The sequence below is a fragment of the Chitinophaga sancti genome, from assembly GCF_034424315.1.
In the GTDB taxonomy this organism is placed as follows: Bacteria; Bacteroidota; Bacteroidia; order Chitinophagales; family Chitinophagaceae; genus Chitinophaga; species Chitinophaga sancti.
In genome coordinates this window covers 4,132,888-4,158,615 of record NZ_CP139972.1, presented here as the reverse complement: position 1 = coordinate 4,158,615, position 25,728 = coordinate 4,132,888, and the positions used below count along the sequence as shown (strand labels likewise).

At 43.4% G+C, this 25,728-nt stretch carries 14 protein-coding genes; 10 read left to right on the top strand and 4 right to left on the bottom strand.

Going from position 1 to position 25,728, the window contains the following annotated elements; all coding sequences use genetic code 11:
- Positions 1-127: 127 nt before the first annotated feature.
- Both U0033_RS15925 and U0033_RS15920 read left to right on the top strand, forming a co-directional pair.
- Positions 128-3,100 (top strand): SusC/RagA family TonB-linked outer membrane protein, encoded by a 2,973-nt coding sequence (locus U0033_RS15925; RefSeq protein ID WP_072359391.1) that lies wholly within the window; start codon positions 128-130, stop codon positions 3,098-3,100.
- Positions 3,101-3,125: 25 nt separating this feature from the next.
- On the top strand, positions 3,126-4,757 hold the full coding sequence (locus U0033_RS15920) for a RagB/SusD family nutrient uptake outer membrane protein (RefSeq protein WP_072359389.1): 1,632 nt from the start codon (positions 3,126-3,128) through the stop codon (positions 4,755-4,757).
- A gap of 42 nt (positions 4,758-4,799) precedes the next feature.
- Here U0033_RS15920 and dinB read toward each other — a convergent pair whose 3' ends face one another.
- Both dinB and U0033_RS15910 read right to left on the bottom strand, forming a co-directional pair.
- Entirely contained in the window at positions 4,800-5,894 is a 1,095-nt protein-coding gene (gene dinB, locus U0033_RS15915) for a DNA polymerase IV (RefSeq protein WP_072359387.1), read from the bottom strand.
- Between the two features lie 30 nt (positions 5,895-5,924).
- Positions 5,925-8,480 carry a Kelch repeat-containing protein gene (locus U0033_RS15910; RefSeq protein ID WP_143150670.1) on the bottom strand — a complete coding sequence of 852 codons (2,556 nt, stop codon included), beginning with the start codon at positions 8,478-8,480 and terminating at the stop codon, positions 5,925-5,927.
- A gap of 223 nt (positions 8,481-8,703) precedes the next feature.
- Here U0033_RS15910 and U0033_RS15905 point away from each other — a divergent pair, with 223 nt between their 5' ends.
- From U0033_RS15905 to U0033_RS15885, 5 genes are all read left to right on the top strand, one after another.
- The gene (locus U0033_RS15905; RefSeq protein WP_083571461.1) at positions 8,704-11,913 is read left to right on the top strand and encodes a SusC/RagA family TonB-linked outer membrane protein; all 3,210 of its coding nucleotides are present in this window, start codon (positions 8,704-8,706) and stop codon (positions 11,911-11,913) included.
- A 19-nt stretch (positions 11,914-11,932) separates the two neighbouring features.
- On the top strand, positions 11,933-13,756 hold the full coding sequence (locus tag U0033_RS15900; protein ID WP_177318580.1) for a RagB/SusD family nutrient uptake outer membrane protein: 1,824 nt from the start codon (positions 11,933-11,935) through the stop codon (positions 13,754-13,756).
- A gap of 25 nt (positions 13,757-13,781) precedes the next feature.
- On the top strand, positions 13,782-14,702 hold the full coding sequence (locus U0033_RS15895; RefSeq protein ID WP_072359663.1) for an endonuclease/exonuclease/phosphatase family protein: 921 nt from the start codon (positions 13,782-13,784) through the stop codon (positions 14,700-14,702).
- Between the two features lie 109 nt (positions 14,703-14,811).
- A complete protein-coding gene (locus tag U0033_RS15890; RefSeq protein WP_072359381.1) occupies positions 14,812-16,887 on the top strand; it encodes a GH92 family glycosyl hydrolase in 2,076 nt (691 codons plus the stop codon).
- 258 nt (positions 16,888-17,145) lie between these two features.
- Positions 17,146-17,514 carry a hypothetical protein gene (locus tag U0033_RS15885; RefSeq protein ID WP_072359379.1) on the top strand — a complete coding sequence of 123 codons (369 nt, stop codon included), beginning with the start codon at positions 17,146-17,148 and terminating at the stop codon, positions 17,512-17,514.
- 31 nt (positions 17,515-17,545) lie between these two features.
- Here the strand turns inward: U0033_RS15885 and U0033_RS15880 are convergent, their stop codons facing one another.
- Both U0033_RS15880 and U0033_RS15875 read right to left on the bottom strand, forming a co-directional pair.
- The gene (locus U0033_RS15880) at positions 17,546-18,532 is read right to left on the bottom strand and encodes a tetratricopeptide repeat protein (protein WP_177318579.1); all 987 of its coding nucleotides are present in this window, start codon (positions 18,530-18,532) and stop codon (positions 17,546-17,548) included.
- Between the two features lie 255 nt (positions 18,533-18,787).
- Positions 18,788-19,219, bottom strand: coding sequence for a MarR family winged helix-turn-helix transcriptional regulator (locus tag U0033_RS15875; RefSeq protein ID WP_072359375.1), 432 nt, complete (start codon positions 19,217-19,219; stop codon positions 18,788-18,790).
- A 195-nt stretch (positions 19,220-19,414) separates the two neighbouring features.
- On the opposite strand from U0033_RS15875, the gene U0033_RS15870 reads away from it, so the two are divergent.
- From U0033_RS15870 to U0033_RS15860, 3 genes are all read left to right on the top strand, one after another.
- Positions 19,415-20,689: an MFS transporter gene (locus tag U0033_RS15870; RefSeq protein WP_072359374.1), complete on the top strand. Its 1,275-nt coding sequence runs from the start codon at positions 19,415-19,417 to the stop codon at positions 20,687-20,689.
- Positions 20,690-21,063: 374 nt separating this feature from the next.
- Positions 21,064-21,288 carry a hypothetical protein gene (locus tag U0033_RS15865; RefSeq protein ID WP_143150669.1) on the top strand — a complete coding sequence of 75 codons (225 nt, stop codon included), beginning with the start codon at positions 21,064-21,066 and terminating at the stop codon, positions 21,286-21,288.
- A gap of 445 nt (positions 21,289-21,733) precedes the next feature.
- Complete coding sequence (locus U0033_RS15860; RefSeq protein WP_072359370.1) at positions 21,734-25,711, top strand: hybrid sensor histidine kinase/response regulator transcription factor; 3,978 nt, start codon at positions 21,734-21,736, stop codon at positions 25,709-25,711.
- The last annotated feature ends 17 nt before the right edge of the window (positions 25,712-25,728 follow it).

Genomic DNA, 25,728 nt, shown 5'->3' with positions numbered 1-25,728 from the left:
ATGTATTGCTTTTTTCCAACCAATAATTGTTTTGCTGCAGAAATGAATTGCAGTGAAACGGGGGAAGTATGTGCCAACTTTAAAAGGAATTACTTAATAGATCTGCTTAATACCAAAATCCAAGTATATGAAGAGAAGATTACTATTTCTTTCTCGGATATGCCTGCACAGTATATGGATGTTACTCCTCTCCATGCTGGCATTTTCCCAGTCCCGCACCATTACCGGAAAGGTTTTGGATGTGAGTGGACATAGTCCTTTACCCGGTGTGACCGTGCAGGTGAAGGGTGCTACGATAGGCACCCAGACGAGAACAGACGGTACTTATACCCTGAATGTTCCCAGTGGCAATGTGACGCTGGTGTTTACTTTTGTAGGTTATAAAACGGAAGAAATGCCATTAGGCGCTTCGAACATTGTTAATATTAATTTAAGTTCTGACGTAACATCACTGAAAGATGTGATAGTAGTAGGGTATGGTACGCAAAAGAAACAGGAAGTGACTTCCTCTATTACCGCTATTACTGCTGCCGATTTCCGCCAGAGTGGTGCACGTAATGCACTTGATCTGATCCAGGGTAAAGTAGCAGGTCTCCAGATTTCCCGTATCGGTGGCTCTAACCCTAATACCAGTCCAGCTATTCAGTTGCGTGGTATCACTTCGTTTACAGGTACGATGTCTCCCCTTGTAATTATCGATGGTATTCCCGGTGGTAATCTTGATCTGTTACAACAGGATGATATTGCGGGTTTCTCTGTACTGAAAGATGGTTCTGCGGCAGCAATCTATGGTACGCAGGCGAATGGGGGTGTGATCATTGTGACCACCAAAAAAGGTACAAAAGGACCTGCCCGCGTAACTTATAATAATTACTTCCGAAAGGAATTTAAATATCGCATTCCAAAATTCCTCACAGCAGATGAATATGCAGCAAAAATAGCTGATGGTGAAATCAATGCGACTGATAAAGGTTACAGAACTGATTTCGTAGACCTGCTGGTGAATCACGATAACTTAACACAGAATCATAACCTGGCCTTCTCTGGTGGTAATGATCAGTCTAACTACCGCGCCAGCTTGTATTACCTGAACCAGCAAGGTATTCTGAAAGCAAATGAACGCCAGCAATACGGTGGGCGTTTGAGCATTACATCGAAGGGATTGGATGATCGGCTGACCGCGCAGATCAACCTGGCGACCAACTTCAATAAAGCAAATTTGCTCACAGATGGAGGTAACCTGCAGGGATACTATACTTTCAACCCTACTTATTCTCCCTATAACAAAGATGGTTCTTATTATTTTGAACAAACGAGTACAAATGAACTCGCCAGGATAAACCAGGAAACTGACATCCGTCTGCAGCAAACGACTTCAGGTGATGCCAAGGTATCACTGAATCTCATAAAAGGTTTGAAAGCATCCATTTTTGGCGCTGTTACCCGCGATAGTTATAATGAAAGTGGCTATGCTGATATGATGTCTGAGACATCAGTTGAAAACTATGATTCCAGTGGTTATGCCTGGCAATCTTCTTTTCTGAATATAAAATATGCTGTAGAGCCGACCCTGGAATATAGTGCTACTATTAATAAGAACCATACTATCACCGCGATTGGTGGGTATAGCTACCGCTATGAATTTGAAAAAACTTTTGATGTTAACAACTATGGTTTTGTAAATGATGTCTTCCATGAAGATAACATTGGTACAGGTAACCAATTGCTGGCAGGTAAAGCTGGCATGAGCAGCAATAAAAAAGATAATAAGCTCATCGCATTCTTTGGTAGGGTGAACTATAACTACAAGGATAAATACATGATCAGTATGATCCTGCGTCATGAAGGTTCTTCCCGTTTCGGTGCGAACAACAAGTGGGGTAATTTCCCTGCCTTGTCCATCGGTTGGAACATGCGTGATGAAGCATTTATGCAGGGACTTACTTTTCTTGATGAACTGAAAGTAAGAGCTGGTTACGGTGTGACTGGTAACTCTGGTATCGATAACTATGCCTCCCTTGTAACCATGAGTACAGGTGGTACCTATCTGAATCCGGATGGTGTTTGGCGCCAGACCTATGGTCCCAAGAGAAACCCTAACCCGGATCTGAAATGGGAAAAGAAATCAGAATACAACCTGGGTGTTGACTTCAGTTTCTACAAAGGCCGTATTACCGGTGCGATCGATGTATACAAACGTGTAACCAATGACTTGTTGGAATATGTAAAAACCCAGCAACCTTCATTCGTAACCAATGAAATTTATGCAAACGTAGGTCAGGTATCTTCCAAAGGTGTAGAGATCACGCTGAGTGGTGTACCTGTAAGAACGAAAGCGTTTTCCTGGAACGTAGATATGGCATTTAGCACTGCCAGAAATATCCTGGACCGCTATTCCAATTCTGTGTATACAATTAAGTATGTTACTTATGGCGACATTGGTGGTTATGGTGCATTGGGTGACGCGATCCGTACTTACGGAGGTGACCGTATTGGTAACTTCTATGGTAAACGTTTTGCAGGCCTGACTAGCACAGGAGATTGGTTGTTCTACAAGGCAGATGGTACCAAAGCTTCTGCTGACCAGCTGGATAGCGAAAAAGATTTTGGTGTGATCGGGAACGCCGTTCCTAAAGTATACCTGTCTTTTACAAACACTTTCAGGTATAAAAACTTTGATCTGAGAGCTTTCATGCGTGGAAAGTTTGGTTACAATATCCTCAATACCATGGAAATGTTCTATGGTTCCAAGGCTTCCCTGCCTAGTAATGTACTGGAAACAGCATTTACAAAGAATGGGAATATTACTGGCGGTTATCAGTATTCCAGCTACTACATTGAAAAGGGCAACTTTATGAAACTGGATGAGCTGACCCTTGGTTATACTGTTCCGTTTAAGAACAGAAAAACGATCCAGAATATGAGGCTCTACTTCACAGCTACTAACCTGTTTACAATTACTAATTACACAGGTAATGATCCTGACATGATCAGAGACACAGGTCTGAACCCAGGAGTTGATGCAATCAATGCTTCAGATAGCCGTACGCCATATATGGGTACCCGTGGCTTTATGGTTGGATTGAATGTAGGATTCTAAGATGTACTCACTTAAAACTTGCCGAATGAAACGATTTAAAAAGATAGCGCTATATACAAGTTTAGCTTTACTCCCATTGCTGCAGAACAGCTGTACCAACCTGGATGAAAAAGCTTATTCTGAACTGCTCACAAATAACTTCTATAATAACAAGAATGAAGTTGTGTCTGCCGTGCTCAGACCATACACACACGCGAATGCATGGATCACGCCTGGTCAGAATGGCTGGTGGCGTTTGAGCGAACTTTCTGCCGATCAGCTGGCATGGCCGCAGAAAGGCCGTCATGGTTATGATAATGCTCAGTGGATTCGTTTGCACTACCATACCTGGATGGTGGATGAAGCCACCGTTGATAGATGCTGGAGCCTGATATGGCAGGGTCTTGGATTTTGTAATGATGCCATCGGTAATATCGAAGATCGTGATGCGGGCGCAATGGGGCTTACACAGGAAGAAAAGGATGGTTTCACGGGTGAACTGCGCCTGCTGCGTGCTTTTCACTATGTGCGCCTGTTAGATCTCTTCGGTAATTTCCCAATCATTACTAAAGTAGGTAACCCTCTCAGTCCTGAAACAAAGCCTCGTGCAGAAGTGTTTGCTTTTGTTGAGAAGGAGATAAAGGATAATCTTGATAAGAGTCCTGCTTTGTCAAAAGCTTTATTGGGTCGTATGTCAAAAGCCGGTGGTTATGCCATGCTGGCAGAATTGTACCTGAATGCAGAAAAGTGGTCTGGTACTGCACGCTGGGATGATTGTATTGCAGCCTGCGATGCGCTCATTAACAATACTGCTGGTGGTATGAATGGTGCGCTGGTACTGGATACGAATTTAACAGATACTTACAAGCCAAATAATGATCTGTCAAAGGAAATTATCTTCTCTATCGCCTATGATTATATTGTTTCCAGTTTTGCACCACAGTGGCCTGGTGACTTCTATCACTTTAACCAGGGGCAGATAAACGGTAATCCGATCAATGGTAATGATGGGGTAGTGGTAATACCGGGTGTGTATACAACATTTGAAGATGCTGATAAACGTAAGAAGGAATGGATGCTGATAGGCCCACAGTGGAAATATGGCTCTGCTGATACCCTGCCGGTGATTTGTAGTGGTGGTAATGAATACGATGGTAAGCAGCTGGTGTTTGTGGATAACATTCGTAAGAATGCACAGGGTAGTACTGTTTCTGATATGACCCAGGGTGAAGAAAACAGCGGGGTGCGCTTTAATAAATACAGACTTGGTCCGTTGACAGATCCAAGTTATCGTAGCTGTGACTGGGCTGTATATCGCCTGTCATGGATTTACTTGGTGAAAGCCGAAGCGATCATGCGTAAGAATGGCGGTGTAGCTACACAGGAAGCAGTTGACCTGGTAAATACTGTCAAAAAACGTGCTTATAGTGCTGCTGACTGGCCTACACATGCTTATACGACTTCTACACTTACAATGGATGAACTGCTGGCTGAATTGGGCCGTGAATTCATTTTTGAGGGGTATAGAAGACAAGAGTTGATTCGTTTTGATAAGTTTACGACTGGTACCTGGTGGGATCACAAAGCATCTGAAGGTTACAGGGAATTGTTCCCGATTCCAAGAACACAGCTGCAGCTGAATTCGAACCTGAAACAAAACGACGGTTATCCAAACTAATAATAGAAAAGGGTTTTGCATTCCGCAAAACCCTTTCTTATTTTAATCAAATAATGACAACTGTGTACTACTCCCATGTATCGTAATAAGCTCTCCAAAATTCGACAGCGAAATCCCCAATAACCGTATCGCCTTATCTTCATGATCCACCGCTGCCAATAACTGCTTCGCTGTTCTCACTATCACCTCCAGGTCATCCGTTGCAAAAGATAAAGACTGGTTCCTGGTGATCTGCTTAAAATCGCTATACTTTATTTTTAATGTAATAGTCCGCCCCTTTAAATTGTGCCTTTTAAGCCTCGTAGTGACCAGCCCACCAATTCTTTCTAATTCCCTGTTCATCTCCTCCGCCTCCGTTAAATCGACCGGAAAAGTATCCTCTGCACCTGCTGATTTGGTTTCTCTGTGTGGCTGCACCTCTCTTTCATCAATCCCCCTCACTATCCGGTAATAAAACCCACCCGGCTTCCCAAAATACTGCTTCATCTCGTTCTCCGACAATCGTTTCAGGTCTCCCCCCGTATGCAATCCCATTTTCTTCATCTTCTCTGCCGTTACTTTTCCCACTCCATGAAATTTCTCTACCGGCAACTGCTCCATGAAAGTCGTGATCTGAGAAGGCCCGATAAACGTCAGTCCATCCGGTTTATTCATATCCGAAGCAATCTTTGCTACAAACTTGTTGATAGATACACCTGCCGATGCTGTTAAACGCAGTTCATCTTTGATCGCCTGTTTGATGAGTTTGGCTATCTCGATAGCAGAACCAATCCCCAGTTTATCCACACTCACATCCAGGTAAGCCTCATCTAATGACAGGGGCTCTATCAGGTCTGTATACCTGTCAAAGATCTCCCGGATATGCCTGGAGACTTCTTTATACACATCAAATCTTGGATAAACAAAAATCCCCTCAGGGCAAAGTTGTACCGCTCTTCTTGAAGACATGGCAGAACGGACCCCGAATTTACGGGCTTCGTAAGAGGCGGTAGCAACTACCCCTCTGCTATTGGGAGGGCCTCCTACAATGACAGGTTTACCGCGGTATTCAGGAAAATCCCGCTGCTCTACGGAAGCATAGAAAGCATCCATATCAATATGAATGATCTTTCGCTTTTTATTTGCTTCCTGTTCCATTGACACCTGTCTGTTAGGTGCAAAGATACATTAATCATTTACCATCACCGCCATATAATCTTTTTCAAATGGCTCTCCATAAATCTCCTCATATTCATTTTTAAAGTTCCTGAACAGGCTCCTCGCTGTGGCATGTTGGTGCATAGCTACCAAAGCCCTGCATTTGTACATCACGGCCTCTTCGCAGAGCGAGTCAAAATGCAGCATACTGTCGCAGGTCTGTATGAGCTCTTCGGGAGCTAATTGCTCTGCATGCTCATCCAGGTGCCTGGTGAAAATATTAAGCAGTTCTGTACTCAGGTCGGATTTAAATTTATCCAGCCAGCTGTAATCTGTTTCCATTAATAATCCTCCTCTGCCACATACCTGCACTAATTGCGGGATATTATTCCTGAGAATTAACTGATGGCAGTGCCGGATGTCCACATATACTTCTTCGTCAAAGCTTAATTTCCATTTCCCGTTTTCCTTAGCTAAACTATAATCACCCAGTTTTTCCAGGATGTTCTTCAACTTCACCATATTCACTGACCGGTTATTTTTTGCATCTTTCACTGATCGCCCTGTCCAGAGGATCTCATTGATCTTTTCTGAAGAAATACCTTTCCTGCCGAATGAAGAATGTAAAAATATTAATAAGAATAATTCCTTTACCAGCGGACTGAATAGCTTACTGACGTCATTCCTTTCTTTATCGATGACTGTAAATTGTCCAAGTAAATATACAGCTGCTTTTTTCTTTTCAACAGGTGCAGGTAATTCAAGTATCCTGAATGCCGGCGCTATTTTCGGTGGTTCCGGCAAATGGTAAATCCTGCTCACCGGTGCGACCTGTTCCTGTTTCTTTCTTCTTAGTAAGATACCTGTTAACAGGGTGGTTAAGATCACTATTCCCCACAGCAGGTATTGATAGTTTCTTTCCCCTTCATCTTCATCCGGCATTAACAATGCGGGTGGAAAAAGGATGGTGTTAATCTTTATCTCCGTAGTGTTATTATCAGTTGTATATAATGAAACTGCGATTAATTCCTGCCCTTTTGCATAATAATATAATGAGGCAGTAGATTTAATATCATAAAACTGATAGGGTATTTCATTCCCCAGTTTAATATATCCCGGTTTATCCAGGGAGCCTTTAATTAATTGCAGGGAGGACTCCATCCTGTCATTGGCATATGCTAATGCATAATATGCATGTTCTTTTGTATCTACCACCATTGAATTACCAAAGGCCATTGGTACATCCGGCTTGTCAAGTGTATAGATCTTTTTGAAGGTATGACGCTTTACATCAAATAATAGCAGATCGTAGAAGTTTTCGGGATTCAGCAGCTGATCGCCTGTTGCACTGCCGTGTCCTCCAAGTATATAAGCGGAATCCCCGTTGTCAGTAGCACCCAGTGCTGCCATATATCTTGGTGCGAATTTATCTCCTTTTGCAACGACAGTTTTCCACTGATCATCTGTAGTGCTGTACTTCTGTATTTCGGCAGTATAATGATAGTGTCCATATCCGCCAAAGACGTAGAGACTGCTATCGTACGAAGAGTAGAAATGATTATGCTGCCAGAATCCTGTTACTTTGTTCCCTTCAGCAGTCTTGCTCCATGTGCGTTGTGTGTCATCATACCATGCTACCTGCTGATCATCTACAAAGTAGTTCATGAGCTGATGTCGCTTCGAATCATATTCAGTTACATTCCCGGAAGCTAATTTTCTGGGCTGCGCAAGTGGTAGGGCAGTAAGCTTGTTTCCATTGCAGGTGAACTGGTAGGTGGAGTCACTGGCTGTTATATATAATATACCTTTTTCTTTATCGAATGTTAAGCCTGCGTTACCATTTGCTGTAATTTTTTGCCGTGTGGTCCATTCGCTGTATGCTTTTGCAAGCCAGATAGGATGCTCTATTTCTGCTATATTATGATTAATCAAATCGATATCCCTGTCTCCGTCGTGCTGTCGTAATGCCCAGTGGTATTGTGTTTTACCTCCCTGTGCAATCTGCACATCCCGCAGTCGCATAGTAGGCAGGTCGTAGGTATTACTGTACTTGTAATGATTAGCACCAAAGATGATATGTAGTTGATTCCCTAAAGAAGCAGGCAGGGCAGCCATTCCCGCCACCTGTCCATTGATTCTTAATGTGGTTATACGCGTCTGCTGATTGAATGTAAACTGCAGGTGATACCATTTTCCAGCCACTTCTGATGGTGGGAATTTGAATAGAATACCTGTGTATTCATCTCCGGAAACGAGATTAATAGACTGCGTCTGGTTACTATATATAAGATCTGTATTCTGCCCCTGTTCATTTGTAATTCTAAAAATGTAACCGAAATAAGAATCATATCCCGGTGCAAAAGAAAGATCAAATGAAAGGTCCAGGTTATCTTTTACGGTAAGTGGTTTGTCTGGAAAAAGATTCAGTGAAGTTCGTAACTCCTGTGCGATTTTTTTACCTGCAAACTCAAGCCCATACACACCCTGCGCACATAATGCATATGGCGAAAATACGAACACAGACAATAGAACAGTAGTAATAAATAAATGACACTTTACTACAACAGAAGAGGGAAGCCCTGGCATACTCCGATTGGCTTTTGTAAATAACGTGGCAAATTAGTTTTTGGTTGTGGATTAACCGCAAAAGGTAAGTTAAGTTAACTTTAAATATCCTCTTGTGCTAACTGAAATAGATAATTAATCCCGGGAATCATAATTTTTTTCGATTAACGCCCGCGTTAATCCCTAATTAACCGCCTTGTTCACCTCCGAAAACTTCTTTTGCACTACAAAAAAATTATTCCTCATGAAAAGATGGTTATGCATCCTTCTATTTACATGTTGCGTGCTGAACACATATGCACAGTCGCGTATCGTGAAAGGCCGGGTGACTGACGAAAGCGGACAACCGATTATTGGTGCAACAGTAAAAGTATTGGGCACTGCTATCGGAACTGGTACTGACGAGAAAGGTCAATTCAGTCTGAATGCAACAGAAAATCCAACTTTAGTGATCAGTTCAATCGGCTTTTTGTCCGACACCGTACTGGTAACTGCGCAGGCTGATGTTCGTGTTATAATGAAAAGTAATGTAGCCTCCCTCAATGACGTAGTTGTTGTAGGTTATGGTACGCAGAAAAAAGTAAACCTGACAGGGGCTGTTACACAGGTAAGCGGCAAGGTGCTGGAAAATCGTCCTATTCCTAACCTCAGCCAGGGCCTGCAGGGTGTGATCCCTAACCTGAACCTTACTATGGGCGATGGTAAACCTATTCAGTCTCCAGCTTATAACATCCGTGGTACGACCTCTATTGGTCAGGGTGGTAATGCCCTCGTACTGATCGATGGGGTAGAAGGTGACCCAAGTATGCTGAACCCTTCTGATGTAGCAAGTATTTCTGTATTGAAAGATGCATCTTCTGCTGCTGTATATGGTGCAAGAGCAGCCTTCGGGGTTGTGCTCATTACCACCAAAACACCTACTAAAGACAAGGTGACTGTTACCTACACTTCCAACTATTCCAGCAAGAAACCTACTACCATCCCTGATATGGTGTCTAACGGGTACCAATATGCTGTAGGATTTAGTGATGCATGGTCTGCATGGAATGATTATGCACAAACGCCGCAGAATATCAACAAAACCCAGAAATTCTCTGCTGCTTACCTGCAGGCACTGAAGGAACATAATGACAACCCTGCCCTGCCTAAAACGGATAAGGACGCCAATGGTAACTATGTATATTATGGTAATACTGATTGGTATGACTTATTATATAAGAACCACACCGCATCTATGGACCAGAATCTGTCTGTTTCCGGTAGCAGCGGCAATGCCTCTTATTATATAACAGGTCGTTATTATGGCCAGGATGGTCTCTTCCGTTTTAACTCTGATGATTACAAAATGTATAACATGCGTGCCAAGGGTACTATTCAACTGACCCCATGGCTGCAGGTATATAATAATACAGAATATGCCAACCGTTCTTATCATAACCCCCTGAACGTAGGTGAAGGTGGCGGTATCTTCAGAAACATGGCGGATGAGGCGCACCCTACTTCCATGCTGCTGAACCCTGATGGTTCCCTCACTTATACAGCTGCTTACACTGTAGGTGATTTATATTATGGTAAGAATGGTATTAACCTGGCTCGCCAGATATTCAGAAATACAACCGGTTTTACTGCCAATGTGTTAAAGAACAAACTGCGCATTATTGGTAACATGACCTGGCAGAACATCACTGACGACCAAAAGAGAAGAAGAGTACAGGTACCTTACAGCGCTGCTCCCGGAGTAGTTGCGTATGTGGGTACAGGTTATAATGAACTGATGAACGCCGATTCATCTACCAAATACCTGGCCACTAACCTGTATGCAGAGTACGAAACAAACATCGGCCATGACCATTACTTCAAGGCAATGGCGGGTGTAAACTATGAACAATCTACTGGTAGCGGTTTCTCCCTCACCAGGAATGGCCTGATCTATAGTGATGCAAATGATATGAACCTGGCGCTGGGTAGCAATATCTCCACTTCCGGTGGTTATGAGAAATGGGCGATCCAGGGTGAGTTCTTCCGTTTGAACTATGCCTTTAAGGAGCGTTACCTCCTGGAAGTAAATGGTCGTTATGATGGTAGCTCCAAGTTTCCTACCGACCAGCGTTATGCCTTCTTCCCATCTGTATCCGGTGGCTGGAGAGTGTCTAAGGAAGCATTCTGGAAAGTACCGGCAAAAGCTATCTCTGACCTGAAAGTGCGTGGTTCATGGGGTTCACTGGGTAATGGTAACATCAATTCCTATGCATTCCAGGAGAAATTTGCAATCTCACAAAGCACTCGTGTGATTAATGGGGTCAGACCTCAGCAAACCGTTCAGCCATCTGTTATTCCAAATGGTCTGACATGGGAAACGTCTACTACCCGCAACATAGGTCTGGACCTGTCTGCGCTGAACGATCACCTGACTTTTAGCGGTGATATGTATACCCGTGTAACTACTGATATGTTTACTGTCGGTCAGACTTTACCTGCTGTATTCGGTACAGATGTTCCAAAAGGTAACTATGCGGATCTGAAAACAAAAGGCTGGGAAGTTTCCGTAACCTGGAGAGACCAGTTCAATGTAGCGGAAAAACCACTCCATTACTCAGTAACAGCTAACGTAGCTGACTATACTGCAAAGATCACCAAGTACAATAACACCAATAACAAGCTGACTGACTATTACGCTGGTCAGACGGTAGGTGAGATCTGGGGTTATGAGAACGACGGTTACTGGACTGCGGACAACGTAGGTAAGGCTGCTGCTGCACAGGCGCTGTTCAAAGCTTCTAACAGTGGTCAGTGGCTGCCGGGTGATATCAAATTCAAGGACAGGAACGGTGATGGTGTGATCAACAACGGTACAAACACAGTAGGTAATCCTGGTGATATGAGGGTGATTGGTAACTCCACGCCTCGTTATACTTATGGCGTTGGTATCAATGCAGACTGGAACAATTTCTTCTTTGGTGTATTCTTCCAAGGAGTAGGCAAACAGGACTGGTGGCCTGGTAATGAGAACGATGTGTTCTGGGGTCAGTACAACAGGCCTTACAACTATATGCCTAAATCACAGATTGGCAAGATCTGGTCAGCAGAAAATCCAAACACTTATTTCCCCCGCTATCGTGGTTATGTAGCACAGAATGGTTCCGGTGAACTGTATGCTAAACAAACCAAGTATTTACAGAACGTAAGATACCTGCGTATGAAGAATATTCAGGTGGGTTATAGTCTGCCAAAGGCACTGGTATCAAGAGCGAAACTGCAGGCAGCTAAGATCTATCTCTCCGGTGAAAACCTGTTCTCCTGGTCTCCGCTTTACAAAGTGACCAAAGATCTGGATGTGGAAAGCATTGGTCGTTCTGATATGATTGCCAACCCCAATCCTACGGATAACATGGGTAACGGTAACAACTATCCTATCCTGAAGAGCTTCACCTTAGGTTTAAACATTACCCTGTAAAATTTTAAAACAAGCAACAATGCAAAAATATATTACCCGGTTGAAATGGACCTCGATGGCGCTGGTGTTGTGGGTACTCGCAGGCAGCTGTTCAAAAGAACTGGAACAGCGTCCGGTATCTACTGCTGACAGAAATGCGATCTTCGGTAACGAAGCCGGTCTGAAATTATACGCCAATTCATTTTATGATGTACTGCCTGCTATGGGCGATGTGTTCAGAGGCGACGCCATGGCAGATTACAGTGCTGTAAATGCGGTACCTGATTTTCTGCGTGATGGCGCTTACAACTCACGTGTACAGGCGGAAATTGATAACTGGAAATGGACCAAACTGCGTAACATCAATTATTTCCTGGCAAACAATAACAATCCTGCTGTATCAGAAACCATCCGTAACAACTATAATGGTTTAGCACGTTTCTTCCGTGCATGGTTCTACTTTGATAAAGTAAAACGTTATGGTGATGTACCCTGGATTGGTACACCACTGGGTATTGCAGACAGCTCATTGTATGCGGCACGTTCTCCCCGCAAGCAGGTGATTGATTCTATCATCGCTGACCTGGATTATGCTGCAGCAAACATCACACTGGCTACTGATGCTACTGCCAGCCAGATCACGAAGTATACCGCCTATGGTCTGAAATCACGTATCTGCCTTTTCGAAGGTACTTATAGAAAATACCATACATCACTGGGCCTGGCCGCTGGTGCACCTGCTTTACTGCAGGCTGCTGCTGATGCTGCTAAGGTGGTAATGGATCAGGGTGGTTTTAGCCTGAATCAAGCTGGTGGTACCGGTGCTTCTTACCGTCAGCTGTTCATCAGTGCAGCTCCTGTAGCGTCAGAAGTTATGCTGGCAAACGTAGCAAGCAGCACGCTGTCAGTATTTAATGATGCGAACTGGTATTATACCAGTGCTACTTATGGGGTACGTCTGAGCTTAACACGTAAGTTTGTTAACACTTACCTGAATATAGATGGTACGCCATTCACAGATGTAGCTGGTTATGAAACCAAAACATTTGCGCAGGAAACACAGAACAGGGATATGCGTTTGTCACAGACGATACGCACAAGTGGCTATACCCGTACCGATAATGGAAAAACTGTTGCAGCTCCGCCAGTATTTTCTTATACTTACACCGGCTATATGCCTAAGAAATGGAGTCTTGATGACACCTATTATGACGGAGGGTCCAACAATACAAATTCCATCTGTATCATGCGTTATGCAGAAATGCTGCTGAATTATGCGGAAGCCAAAGCTGAGCTGAATACACTGACTGATGCCGATTGGGCAGCTACAGTAGGTGCATTGAGAAAGAGAGCAGGTATTACCAGTGGTACTACTACTAAACCAACAGTAGCTGATCAGTATTTAGTTACCAATTACTTTAACAAGGCTGGAGATCCTACCGATGCGACTGTCCTGGAGATCAGGAGAGAGCGTGGTATAGAACTGGTACTGGAAGGTTTCCGTTACTATGACCTGGTAAGATGGAATGATGGTGAACTGTTGGTACAGCAATGGAATGGTATGTATGTACCAGCGCTGGATGTACCAATGGACCTGAATGGTGATGGCGTAATGGATGTATGTTTCTACCAGACACTGCCTGCTACCCAGGTAAGTGGTGTGACCTACATCAGTGTAGCGCCTACTGTGAGTGGTGTAACCAATCCTACACAGTTGTCTCATGGCAACTCTGGAGAGATCAAGTGGCTGGATAACATTGCCAGGGTAAACTGGGCTGACTTCCGCTACCTGTACCCATTACCATACACAGAACTGCAGCTGAACACAAAACTGGTGCAGAATCCTGGATGGGAGAATTTGTAATTATCATTTCATAAAATAGATGCAGATGAAAAAATGGTTCTTTATGATGGCTTGCTTTGCCGTAATGAGCGCCGCTGTCAATGCACAGCAATTTACGGTAGGCACTTACAACATGCGCAACAACAACCAGAACAATGGTGATGTTGAGAATGGCGATGGATGGCAACAACGTTACCCGGTGATTGCTTCGTTGATCCAGTTTCACGGTTTTGATATTTTCGGTACACAGGAGTGTCTGAAAGATCAGCTGGAGAATATCAAAGGAAGCCTGCCTGGTTATGCTTACATCGGTGTAGGTCGTGATGATGGAAAAGATCAGGGAGAACATTCTGCTATCTTCTATAACACCGCTAAATTCAAACTGATTGAAAAGGGTGATTTCTGGATGTCTACTGTAACTGATAAACCTAATAAAGGATGGGATGCCGTGCTGCCAAGAATTTGCTCATGGGGTAAATTCAAGGAAATCAAAACTGGTTTCACTTTCTTTTTCTTCAACCTCCACATGGATCATGTGGGTGTAGTAGCAAGAGCTGAAAGTGCGAAACTGGTGATGTCTAAGATTAAAGCGATGGCAGGTAAAACACCTACTATCCTGACAGGTGATTTCAACGTAGACCAGACCAGTGAATCTTATCAGCTGATCAATAATTCAGGCTTACTGAAAGATGCATATGAAACCACCGCAATCCGCTATGCGCTGAACGGTACTTTCAATGCTTTCAAATCAAACAGTATGACGGACAGCCGTATTGATCATATCTTCCTGACCAAACAGTTTAAAGTAAAGAAGTATGGTATTCTGACAGATTCTTATCGCAGCAAAGATGCGGATGCAGGTAAGACTGATTCTGGCAACTTCCCTAAAGAAGTAGGCTTAGAGAAGTTTACTGCAAGAGAACCTTCAGACCACTTCCCTGTAATGGCAATCATTAGCGCGAAATAATTTATGCTATCCTATGGTAACCTTAGCTCCCTCCCGTCGGGAGGGAGCTTTTTTTTGTCTTTACTTTCAAAAAATATTTGTGCGACCTGTTGTACTTATTCCACTTTTAATGCTGTGTTGTTGTCGCCCGGCAACGCCAGCGGAAAACGAAAATTATATTGACCCAACGATTGGTAACATCGCGCCACTATTACAGCCTACCAGACCTCAATTGCACCGGCCTAATCAAATGATCAGGGTATATCCTTTACGAAAAGATTATACCGATGATCAGATCTCTGCATTCCCACTACAGGTAGTCGGGCACAATGCAGGAGAAGTATTTTGCATCAAGCCTGTAACGGATAGTACACGATGGGAAAGGAAACAACGCTATGATCATGAGCTGGAAGAAATTCATCCGTGGTATTATCGTAACTGGCTGGTGGAAGATCAGATCCAGGTAGAATACGCGCCAGGTAGAAAATGCGGCGTGTACAGGTTTACCTACCCTGCACATGCAGCACATCGCATATTGTTGTCTCCTGTGGATAAATGGGAGCTGAACGGGAATGGGGAGATTTCAGGTACCAGCCTGTATCATGGTGATACGAAAGTATATCTGTATGGGCAGTTTGATCATCCTTACGATGCTGCGCTAACGTTTAAAGACAGCGTGGTGTCTTTGAAATATGCCATCTCTTATATCAGTGTAGCTGCTGCGAAAGTGAGTTTTGAGCAGGAGCTGGCGGGAAAGGGGTTCACAGAAATAACAGCAACGGCGAAAGCTGCATGGCACAGGGTCATGAACCAGGTTAGTGTGGAAGGTGGAACGGAAGCGCAGCGCCGTTCGTTTTTTACTGCGCTGTATCGTTGTCATGAGCGCATGGTAAATATCAGTGAAGAAGGTGCGTATTACAGTGGTTATGATAAACAGGTACATGCAGATGTGCGGCCTTTTTATGTAGATGATGCAGCATGGGATACTTACCAGGCGTTACATCCGCTGCGCATGATATTGCATCCACACCAGGAAGAAGATATGCTGGCATCGTATGTACGGATGTATGAGCAGAGTGGATGGATGCCACAGTTCCCGCGCTTGTTTGGCGATCATGCCTGTATGAATGGATTTCATTCCACCATTATATTTTTAGATGCTTATAGAAAAGGCTTGCACATTGCAGATATAGACAAGGCGTATGAGGGCATGAAGAAGAATGCCAGGCAAGCTACGATGCTGCCCTGGAGAAATGGGGAACTAACGTCTTTGGATATATTCTATTTTCAGCATGGCTATTACCCGGCATTGCATCCAGGGGAGAAGGAAATGGTCGCAACAGTAGATACCTTTGAAAAGAGGCAGTCGGTGGCCCTGACTTTAGGGCATAGTTATGATGACTGGGCATTGGGCCAATTAGCAAAGGAATTGAAGCATGATAGTGATGCTGTGTTTTTTGGAAAGCGTGCAAAGGCTTATATGAACCTGTGGAATGGAGACAAGCAATTTTTTATGCCGAGGGATGAGAAAGGGGAGTGGATTGATATTGATCCGGGATGGGATGGAGGTGCCGGAGGCAGGGATTATTATGATGAGAATAATGGCTGGACGTATCAATGGCAGCTGGCATTTAATATTCCCGGAATGATTTCCATGTATGGGGGAAATGAAAACTTTGAACGGAAACTGGATACCCTGTTTCATGCGGAGCTGGGCAGACCCCGTTACCAGTTCTGGGCAAAGTTCCCGGATGCTACCGGGTTAATGGGGCAGTTTTCTATGGGAAATGAGCCGGGATTTCATATTCCCTACTTATATAATTATATAGGAAAGGGGTGGAAAACACAAAGGATGATCCGTTCACTGCTGGATATCTGGTTCAAAGACAATGTGTTTGGGATACCTGGAGATGAAGATGGAGGAGGAATGAGTGCATTTGTGGTGTTTTCATCGATGGGATTTTATCCTGTAACGGCGGGTGAGCCCGTTTATGCGATTGGTAGCCCGATATTTAGTAAGATAGTGGTGCACCTGGAGCATGGAAAGGAGTTTACATTGGTGGCACATAATTGTTCTGCTGTAAACAAATATGTACAGGGGGTGAAAATGAATGGAAAGGAGCGGAAGGATCTTTTCTTCACACATAAAGAACTTATGAATGGCGGCACATTGGAATTAGAAATGGGCAGCAAACCACATTTCTAGCTGTCTGCAGGGCTACACATGAAAGGCCGGATTTTGCCAAAAGCGAAATCCGGCCTTCTGCTTTTAAGTACATATACTCATAGCCCTACATCAAAAAAAATAACACCCTTCTGGAATCATATTGATATCCAGTTACTTGATACGCAAAAGTAAAAATTGCAATATAAATCTCCTTTATTGCATAGGTTTTTATCAAACTAATCCCCCATACATTGCGTATATTTTGAATGTATTAATACGCTCATTTTTAGTTTACCTATGATACACTTACAAGACAGCACTGTTTACGTAGCAATCTTTGGAATTTTGGCTTCCTTGATTGTTTTTTTAATGACACGGCATTTCTTTTCCAAAAATGGGAAGACCGACTATCGAAAGAAGTTGGAAATCGCCAATAATGAAATGTTGTATTCCATCAGACCGTTGCTGGTAGAAAAAAAGGTTCCCTCAAAAGAGATCTTAATGGCCGTAAGATTTTCCACCGCTAAAAAGTACGGTGTTGAACAGAATGATCTTTATGATGAATTCTCTCTAACCAGCGATTTAATCAATGAAACAATAGCTAACTCTTTCCTTACATCGGATCAGAAGTTAGAGTTCTGCAATCTTTTACAATCAATCAAGTAAAAGAACGTCGTGTAAAACACTTTGACGGCCTCTAAGATTTTTTCTTAGGGGTCGTTTTTTTTGTGGAAGTGGCCGCTGTTTTCTTTGCTGGAGCAGTTGTTTTAGCTTTAGCAGCAGTTGTTGTTGTTTTATCGGCTGGTTTCCTGTTCAGTCTTTTAAGTTCTTTATTAGCGAGTTCTTTCGCTTCTGTGTCCCCATATTTCAATGCCTGTTCGTAGTACTTCACAGCATTGGTAGTATCTTTCTTTTTATTGTAGATGTTTGCGATGTTATTGAGCACGATGAAATCTTTCGGCTCTATGGCGGTAGCTTTCAGGAAGTATCTCAGCGCCATGTTGAGATCACCTTTCATCGTGTAGACGATACCGAGATCGGAAAGACTTTCCACGTGTTTAGGATAGTATTTCAGTACGGTTTCGGCTATTTCCTTCATGTTATCAGCCTGGCTTTTGCCGGAGTTGTAGATGGTGGCTACGTATTCCTGGATAGCGCTGAGCATGAATTCTTCCGGCTTTTCCAGGAATTTATTGTCAGTCCATCTCCATTTATTCTCGATGGTAGTGGAGTAATTCAATACGTTCACCAGTTCCTGTGTGAGGGCGGCATACTTATACGTTTCACCCAGCATGTACACTTTACCGAATCGCATATCGAGGCGGTCGGGGTATTTGGCTATACCAGCGTTGATGTATTTGAAACCTCTGCCCAGTGGTTCGGCTCTGTAACCGATTTCGCTGGTGTATCCTGCCTGTTTTTTGGCTTTTGGTATTTTGTCAGCATCAGGGTGGGGTACTTTGGTAACAATTTCAGTTTTACTTCTGCTTACGTAGAAATTGAAATAGGCAATGTACAGTTCAGCATCGTTAGGACGACCTTTTTCCCACTTTTCCAACAATTTCTTTTGTTTAATTGTATCCCCCTGTTCACATAATTTTTCGAACTCCTGTTTGTAATTCTGAGCCAGAATGGTAGTGGTGGACAAAGAGCATAATAGAAGAAGCGTAAATAAATGTTTCATAGTCATCATAGGATCTAGGACGGATAAATAATCAAGCTAATCTTCTGCACAGGGGAGCCCGGAAACAGATGAAATAACATTGTTTTTACTACAATCTGGCATTTGCTGACTCTAGCTCATGCCAATTTAGACACTAAAGTATCTGATTGCCTGTAATTTCTGATTTAAACTATTGATTATACAAATATAAGTATATTATAACGTATAGGAACTTTATAATTTTATTTTTGGATAGGGCTGCTTATTAAGTGGTTCTTATCCGTTGTATTCGGCTAATCGCTGGAGGAGCGGTAAGAATGCTTCGATGAGCGCAAGCTCTTCTGTGGAGAATAAATTGTCCATTGCTTTAACGAGCCATTCCTCTTTGATCCGGCGGTTTTCGTCCAGGTGTTGCTTGCCGGCAGGAGTGAGGGTGATGAGTACTTTTCTTTTGTCTGACTCGTCTGAAGCGCGGTCTACCACACCTGCTTCTACTAATCTATTGATAATCTGAGAGATAGCCTGAGCGGAAATTCTTTCCAGGTCTGCAAGGGCAGAGGGCAGCATGCTACCGTGCTGGTCCAGTAAGCCCATGGTAAGGAGCTCGGCATTGGAGAACGCAGAGGAGATATTTTGTTTTCGCAACTGCCTGGTGAGGCGGGTAACGGTGCTACGCAGGGAGGCCGCTACCTCATAGGTTTTAGACATTTAACAAAGGTACTTTAGTTTTTTTGAATTTCCTGCAAGTTGCGAGGTTTTGCTTTTTAGCTGATTTTGGTGATAAATAGCCGTTGTTTTTCCAATACTGATGCAATTTCCAGGCTGTTTTTAACTTTTCCCATAGATAGAAGTCCTGGAAAAGTTGTACTTTTGTAAAGTAACTTTATCAATTTAGTTTAGCATATGAGGATAGTAAGGTCATTTATTTATAATTCAACCATATTTCGTTCACTTAAACACAAGAACTTTAGATTACACTTTACAGGTCAATCCATTTCGCTCATTGGTACCTGGATGCAAAGAGTCGCTATCAGCTGGTTAGTATACCGGATCACCGGCTCTACCTTTTTGTTAGGACTGATCACCTTCCTGAGTTTAATCCCTTCTCTCATTCTTGCTCCTTATGCCGGCAGCTTCATTGACAGGCACGATAAATACAAAATAGTGTTCATTACCCAGATCGGACTTATGGTTCAGGCAGGGATCCTGGCACTCATCGTCTGGTTAAGCTATTATAATATCATGATGATTGCTACCCTGAGTCTGGCGCAGGGGATTATAAATACTTTCGATACCACCGCCCGTCAATCATTAATGGTAGACCTGGTAGATAATAAAGAAGACCTGCCCAATGCGATTGCGCTTAACTCCTCCGCATTTAATGCCGCAAGATTGGTTGGACCAGCATTTGCCGGATTTATATTAAGTGCCTTTGGTGAGGATATTTGTTTCCTGATCAACTTCCTGAGTTTCTTCTTTGTAATTGGTTGCCTGTTGCAGATGAAACTGCAAATAAAACAGCATGAAAAATCAGATGAGAACATCTGGGCCGATTTGAAAAAAGGATATGAGTATTTACGTGAGTCTCCGGATCTTTCTTCACTGATCCTAATGCTGGCAGCATCCAGTTTGCTCGTAATCCCATATACAACACTGTTACCTGCCATTGCAAAAGATGTGTTTAATGGGAATGCTACCACCTTTAGCTGGTTTGAAAGCGCAGCAGGATTAGGTGCATTGTTTGGTGCCGTGTATATGGCGATGCTAAGACCGGGTAAGGATCTGAATCAACTGGCTATTTTCTCCAGTATTTTATTTGCAGTAGCGGTAGTGTGTTTAGCGATTTCTTCCCAGATCACGCTGGCCCTGATTGCGACAGGTTTTACAGGTGCTGGTTTGATGGTACAGAACTCTGCAATTAATACCTATTTACAAACGCATGCTTCTTCTGAAATGAGGGCGAGAACGCTGAGTTATTATATCATGGCCTACCAGGGTGTATTGCCAATAGGTAGCCTGGTAATGGGTAGCCTGGCTGAGAAGTTTGGTGTGAGTGCAGTCGTGTTTTCAGAGGGTGTTGCAGGTATATTGATCGTGATTGGATTTTTATTGCATCAACGGAAATTGCATGATGGAGACTGGATGCGGTCGATGAATCCTTTACGGTTCAGACATTAATTGCATAATGATTTTTTATGCTTCAATAAAAATCAAAATATACTTAAAGAAAGTGCTCCCTTCCAGTTCAGGTAATGTGAGCAGCTTATCTTTCCGGAGCTGCCGAAGATTATTGCCGGATACATGTAATATTTTTGCCTGTTCAGAAGCCATTTACCTATGGTGCCAAATTGGGGCAATTGAGTGAAATATTTATTGGGCGATCCCCCAGGATTTGAGAAAAAGATTTACATTCGACCAGATTTTATTGTGAATATTCAAGTGAGCTACAACAATCTAATAGTAGCAATGCCCATTCAGGCATGTTAAAACCAAAACCATTCTTACCATTTTATAATGATACCCCATACCTATATCCTTAATACAAGAGTATTATGACGGGACGAAAAATTACAATTGATAGCGCTGTTATCTATATGAGGAAGTTGCAGGGTACTTCGCATATGCGTATACGCTACAAGGAAGATGAGTTTTTATTACTTCGGGAAAAAGGGCAGGAACCTGCTTTTGAAACAGCACCGGATTTATCTGAAGAAGCATTGAAGAAAATTATATGGGCTGTAGAACATTATTTTCCGTTGAGAGAGCGGGATAGGTAATTGAATATTATTCTTTGCGCGCAGTACAATTTTGATTGTACTAATTCTATTTTTCTGCTGTCCAGGTCTGCAATAACGACGGTATAATCCCATGGACTGTCTGCTCCGTGTGTCACCAATTTCCCTCCTAATGATAATACCGATTGCACAATATTACCAGGATTCTCAACTGTGAAGCCCAGTTCTGTACTTGGGTCTGGTATAGTCTGAGATTTTAACAGCGGATAAATCTCTAAAGTAGGTTTTGTATCTATACTCGCATCGTACAAAGGCCCATTGCCATGTTGGTGATATTCAAACTCAACTCTTAAGGCGGTGTAAAATTGTGCCTGTTCGTGTAGCTTATTTGAACGGATGAGAATTAGGGTGCAGTGAATTATGATGCAAAAATATTGATAAATAAAGAATCATTTCTTATTTTACAATCCACCAAAACGTGCACGTTATGAAATTGTTCCGGATGCTATTGCCGTTCTGTTGCTGCTTTTTATACAACAACCTATACGCTAACGACGAACCTATCAAAAACCTTGGCATCGAAAACGGCCTTTCCAACAATGCCGTGATGAATGTATACCAGGATTACAAAGGCTTTATGTGGATCTGTACCTATGATGGTCTGAACCGCTTTGATGGCTATAAATTCCGCATTTTCCGCAATAAGATTGGTGACACAACTTCTCTCAATGACAATGGTAATTTCACAATTGAAGGTGATCGCCTGCACCGTATCTGGCTCGGGGGCCGCAAGGGGATCAGTGTCTTCAATCCTGTCAATGAACAATTTAATACTGCCAGATTTACACCTTATAAAAGCAGCACGCCCCGTCCTGAAATCGGCGTTATCCACATTATCCGCGCAGGCGATAGTGGAAAAACCGTATTAGCAGGTACCGAACGCGACGGCCTCTTGTTATTTCATGAAAATGTGTATGCTGGTATCCAGGTTCCTATTATTCAGTATACCACTACCATCACCAATTACGAAGTAACAGCGATCGACTTCGACCATCATACCGCCTATGTATTTGTGCAGGACATCGGCCTTTGTAAATTCAATGCGCAAACCCAATCTCTCACCATCATCAACCAGGGCATTCGCCAGGCCAACTGCCTGCGCAGTGATCAAAAAGGAGGCTTGTGGCTGGGTACCGACAATGGCCTTTTTCGTTACGACCTCACTAAAAATGATTATTCAGAAAACTATATCCAGACCCATAACAAAGTAGTAGGCCTGTGCATGGATAAAAACGGCAGGATCTGGGTAGCCTCTGATGGGGCAGGTGTCTTCATTGTCTCTTCGCATGAAAATATTAATAAGTGTCAATTGAACAGTAATGCAGTATATGCCGTATACGAAGATAGGGAAGGGCGTATGTGGATTGGCACTTTGAGAGGCGGTATCAGCATTGTGTCAGCTCGTCGGAATCCATTCGAACTCCATCGCTTCAATGGAGAAAATAGCGTGTGCAATTTCATCCTTTCCTTCTGTGAGGGGGATAATAATGATATCTGGATCGGCACTGACGGGGGAGGGTTGAAGCACTGGGATAGACCGCATAATCAATTCACGGCTTATACTGCCGATGCCTCCAGGTCTAACGCTATCAGCAGTAATTTCATCACCTGTATTCTCCGCGATGCGCAGGATGATATCTGGGTTTCTACCTGGTTTGGGGGTATCAACAGGTATAAAAAAGGCAGTAACTCCTTCGAGCATTTTCAATGTAATAACCCGATCACCCGTGCTACTGAAAACAATGTATGGGTGGTATACGAAGATGCCCAAAAACAGATATGGGCCAGTACCACCAATAACGGTACGCTTTATACTTTTAACAGGGCTACCAACCAGTTCGAGCTGTTTGATAATACCCTTGTCAATATCCAATCCCTGGCCGAAGATGCCCGGGGTCACCTCTGGGGTGGCAATTACCAGGATCTCATTTCCATAGACCGTGTACATAAACAACACAAGGTTTTCCACATTGGTTATACGGTTCGCAGTATTCATGAAGATAAAAAAGGGAACTTCTGGGTAGGTACTGATGGGGGTGGTTTATTACAATTCAACCGGCAAAATGGTCAGTACATCCGTTATACAGCATCCGATGGTCTGCCCAGCAATGCCATTCTCCGGATCCTGGAAGATAATAGCGGGGATCTCTGGCTCAGCACCTTCAATGGGCTGGCGCGATTCGATCCCGAAACGAAGGTTTGTCGCAGTTTCTCGCAATCTGATGGCCTGCAAAGCAACCAGTTCAGCTATAATGCTGCCCTGAAGCTGCGCAATGGTGAATGTATGTTTGGAGGGATCAAGGGCTTCAACGTCTTTTTCCCGGATAGCATTTATGAACAGACAACCCAGCCGCCGGTATTCCTCACAGGGATCCGGATTAACAATACGCCTGTTGAGCAGGAAGGCAAGTTTATCTCTAAAAGTGCGCTTGAAAATGTGGAAGAACTGAGGATCCCTTACGATAAAGCGGCGATTTCCCTGGACTTTGTGGCCTTAGAGTATACCTCTCCTGACAAGATCAATTATGCCTACCGGCTGGAGGGCTGGGATAAACAATGGAACTATGTCGGGGAATCCCGTACGGCTACTTATACTCGTTTACAGGAAGGTACCTACATTTTCAGGATCAAAGCAACCAATGCCGAAGGGCAATGGGGAACTGCCATCAGTACCATCCGCATCATTATATTACCCCCCTGGTTCAGAAGCTGGTGGGCATACACTTTATACACGCTCGTAATAGGTGGTTTATTATATGTTTTTATGAGCTATCGCTCCAGGCAGGAACGCCTCCATTATGAAATTCGACTGGCACACCTGGAGAATGAGAAGGAAAAAGAACTGAATGAGAAGAAGTTATCTTTCTTTACTCATATTTCGCATGAGTTTAGAACTCCTTTAAGCCTGATTATCAATCCTCTTAAAGCATACACCCAGGATCCGGAACTCAGTATTGTGTACCGAAACGCACGCAGACTACTTAGTTTAGTGGATCAGTTACTCCTGTTCAGGAAGGCTGATTCGGGTAATGATAGGTTGAAAATCAACCGGATGGACTTCGTGGAATTGTGTAAAGAGGTTTTTTTATGTTTCTCTCAGCAGGCAAGATTAAAGAATATCGACTACCAGTTCGATGCTCCCCAAAGTCCGATCGAAATGTATGTAGATGATGAGAAAATGGAGATCGCGATTTTCAATTTGCTGTCAAATGCATTCAAGTTTACACCTGATGGGGGAAAGGTCACTTTCAAGATCCGGGAGTTATCCACAGAGGTGGAGATTGCTATCCAGGATTCAGGTTGTGGCATTCCGATTTCCACCGGTAACCGCATTTTTGAAAAATTCAGCCGGGTAGGTGGGCGACAAACTGGTTTTGGGATCGGCCTTTACCTGGTGAAGCATTTTATAGAAAGTCACCGGGGGAGTATAACTTACAATAGCCGTTTACAGGAAGGTACTACCTTCGTGATCCGGCTGCGCAAGGGTATGGCGCACCTGGCTGGGTATGACTTTTCTCCCAATGAGCGCTCCGCCATATTGCAGGAACTGATGGAAGAAACGACGCTGCCGGTGAAAAAAGAGGAGAAGCTCCAGCTGGAAGAAATGGTGACTGAGAAAAAATCCCTGCTTTGCATTGATGACAATGCTGATATCCGGGCTTACCTCCGGCAATTATTTTCAGACCATTATATAATATATGAAGCAGCCAACGGGGATGATGGATTTGCCATGGTGCAGGAGCAGTTGCCCGACCTGGTGATCAGTGATGTACAGATGCCGGGCATGGATGGGCTTGCACTTTGTACGAAGATCAAAACCACGGAAGCGCTCAGCCATATTCCCGTCATCCTCCTGACATCTGCCCATGATCTGAAAATCAAGGGGATAGAAGAAGGGGCAGATGATTATATTACCAAGCCATTTGATAAGGACCTCTTGCTGGCGAAGGTGCAGACCCTCCTGAAAAACAGGAACCTGCTCCGCCAGTATTTCCTGGATAGTATCACTTTACAAAAGAGCACCGTAAAAGTACCCGCCGCCTACCGGGATTTTCTCAATAATTGCATCAGTATTGTAGAAGCCAACCTGGGGAATGAAGATTTCTCCATTAAGACCTTTACCCAGGCCATTGGTATGAGTCATTCCAGCTTATATAAGAAGGTCAAATCCATTTCGGGGCAAACGATCAATGCATTTATCCGTTCTATCCGCCTTCGCAAAGCCGCAATGTTGATGTTAAAAGAAGATTATACCATTAACCAGGCCGCTTTCGAGGTCGGAATTGGGGATGTAAAGTACTTCAGAGAGCAATTTGTCAAGCTTTTTGGAATGAACCCTTCCGAATATGTGAAGAAATACCGTCACTCATTTAATCAGGATCTCACCGTGGTAAAAGAGGGGTAAACTAACGAATTTACCCC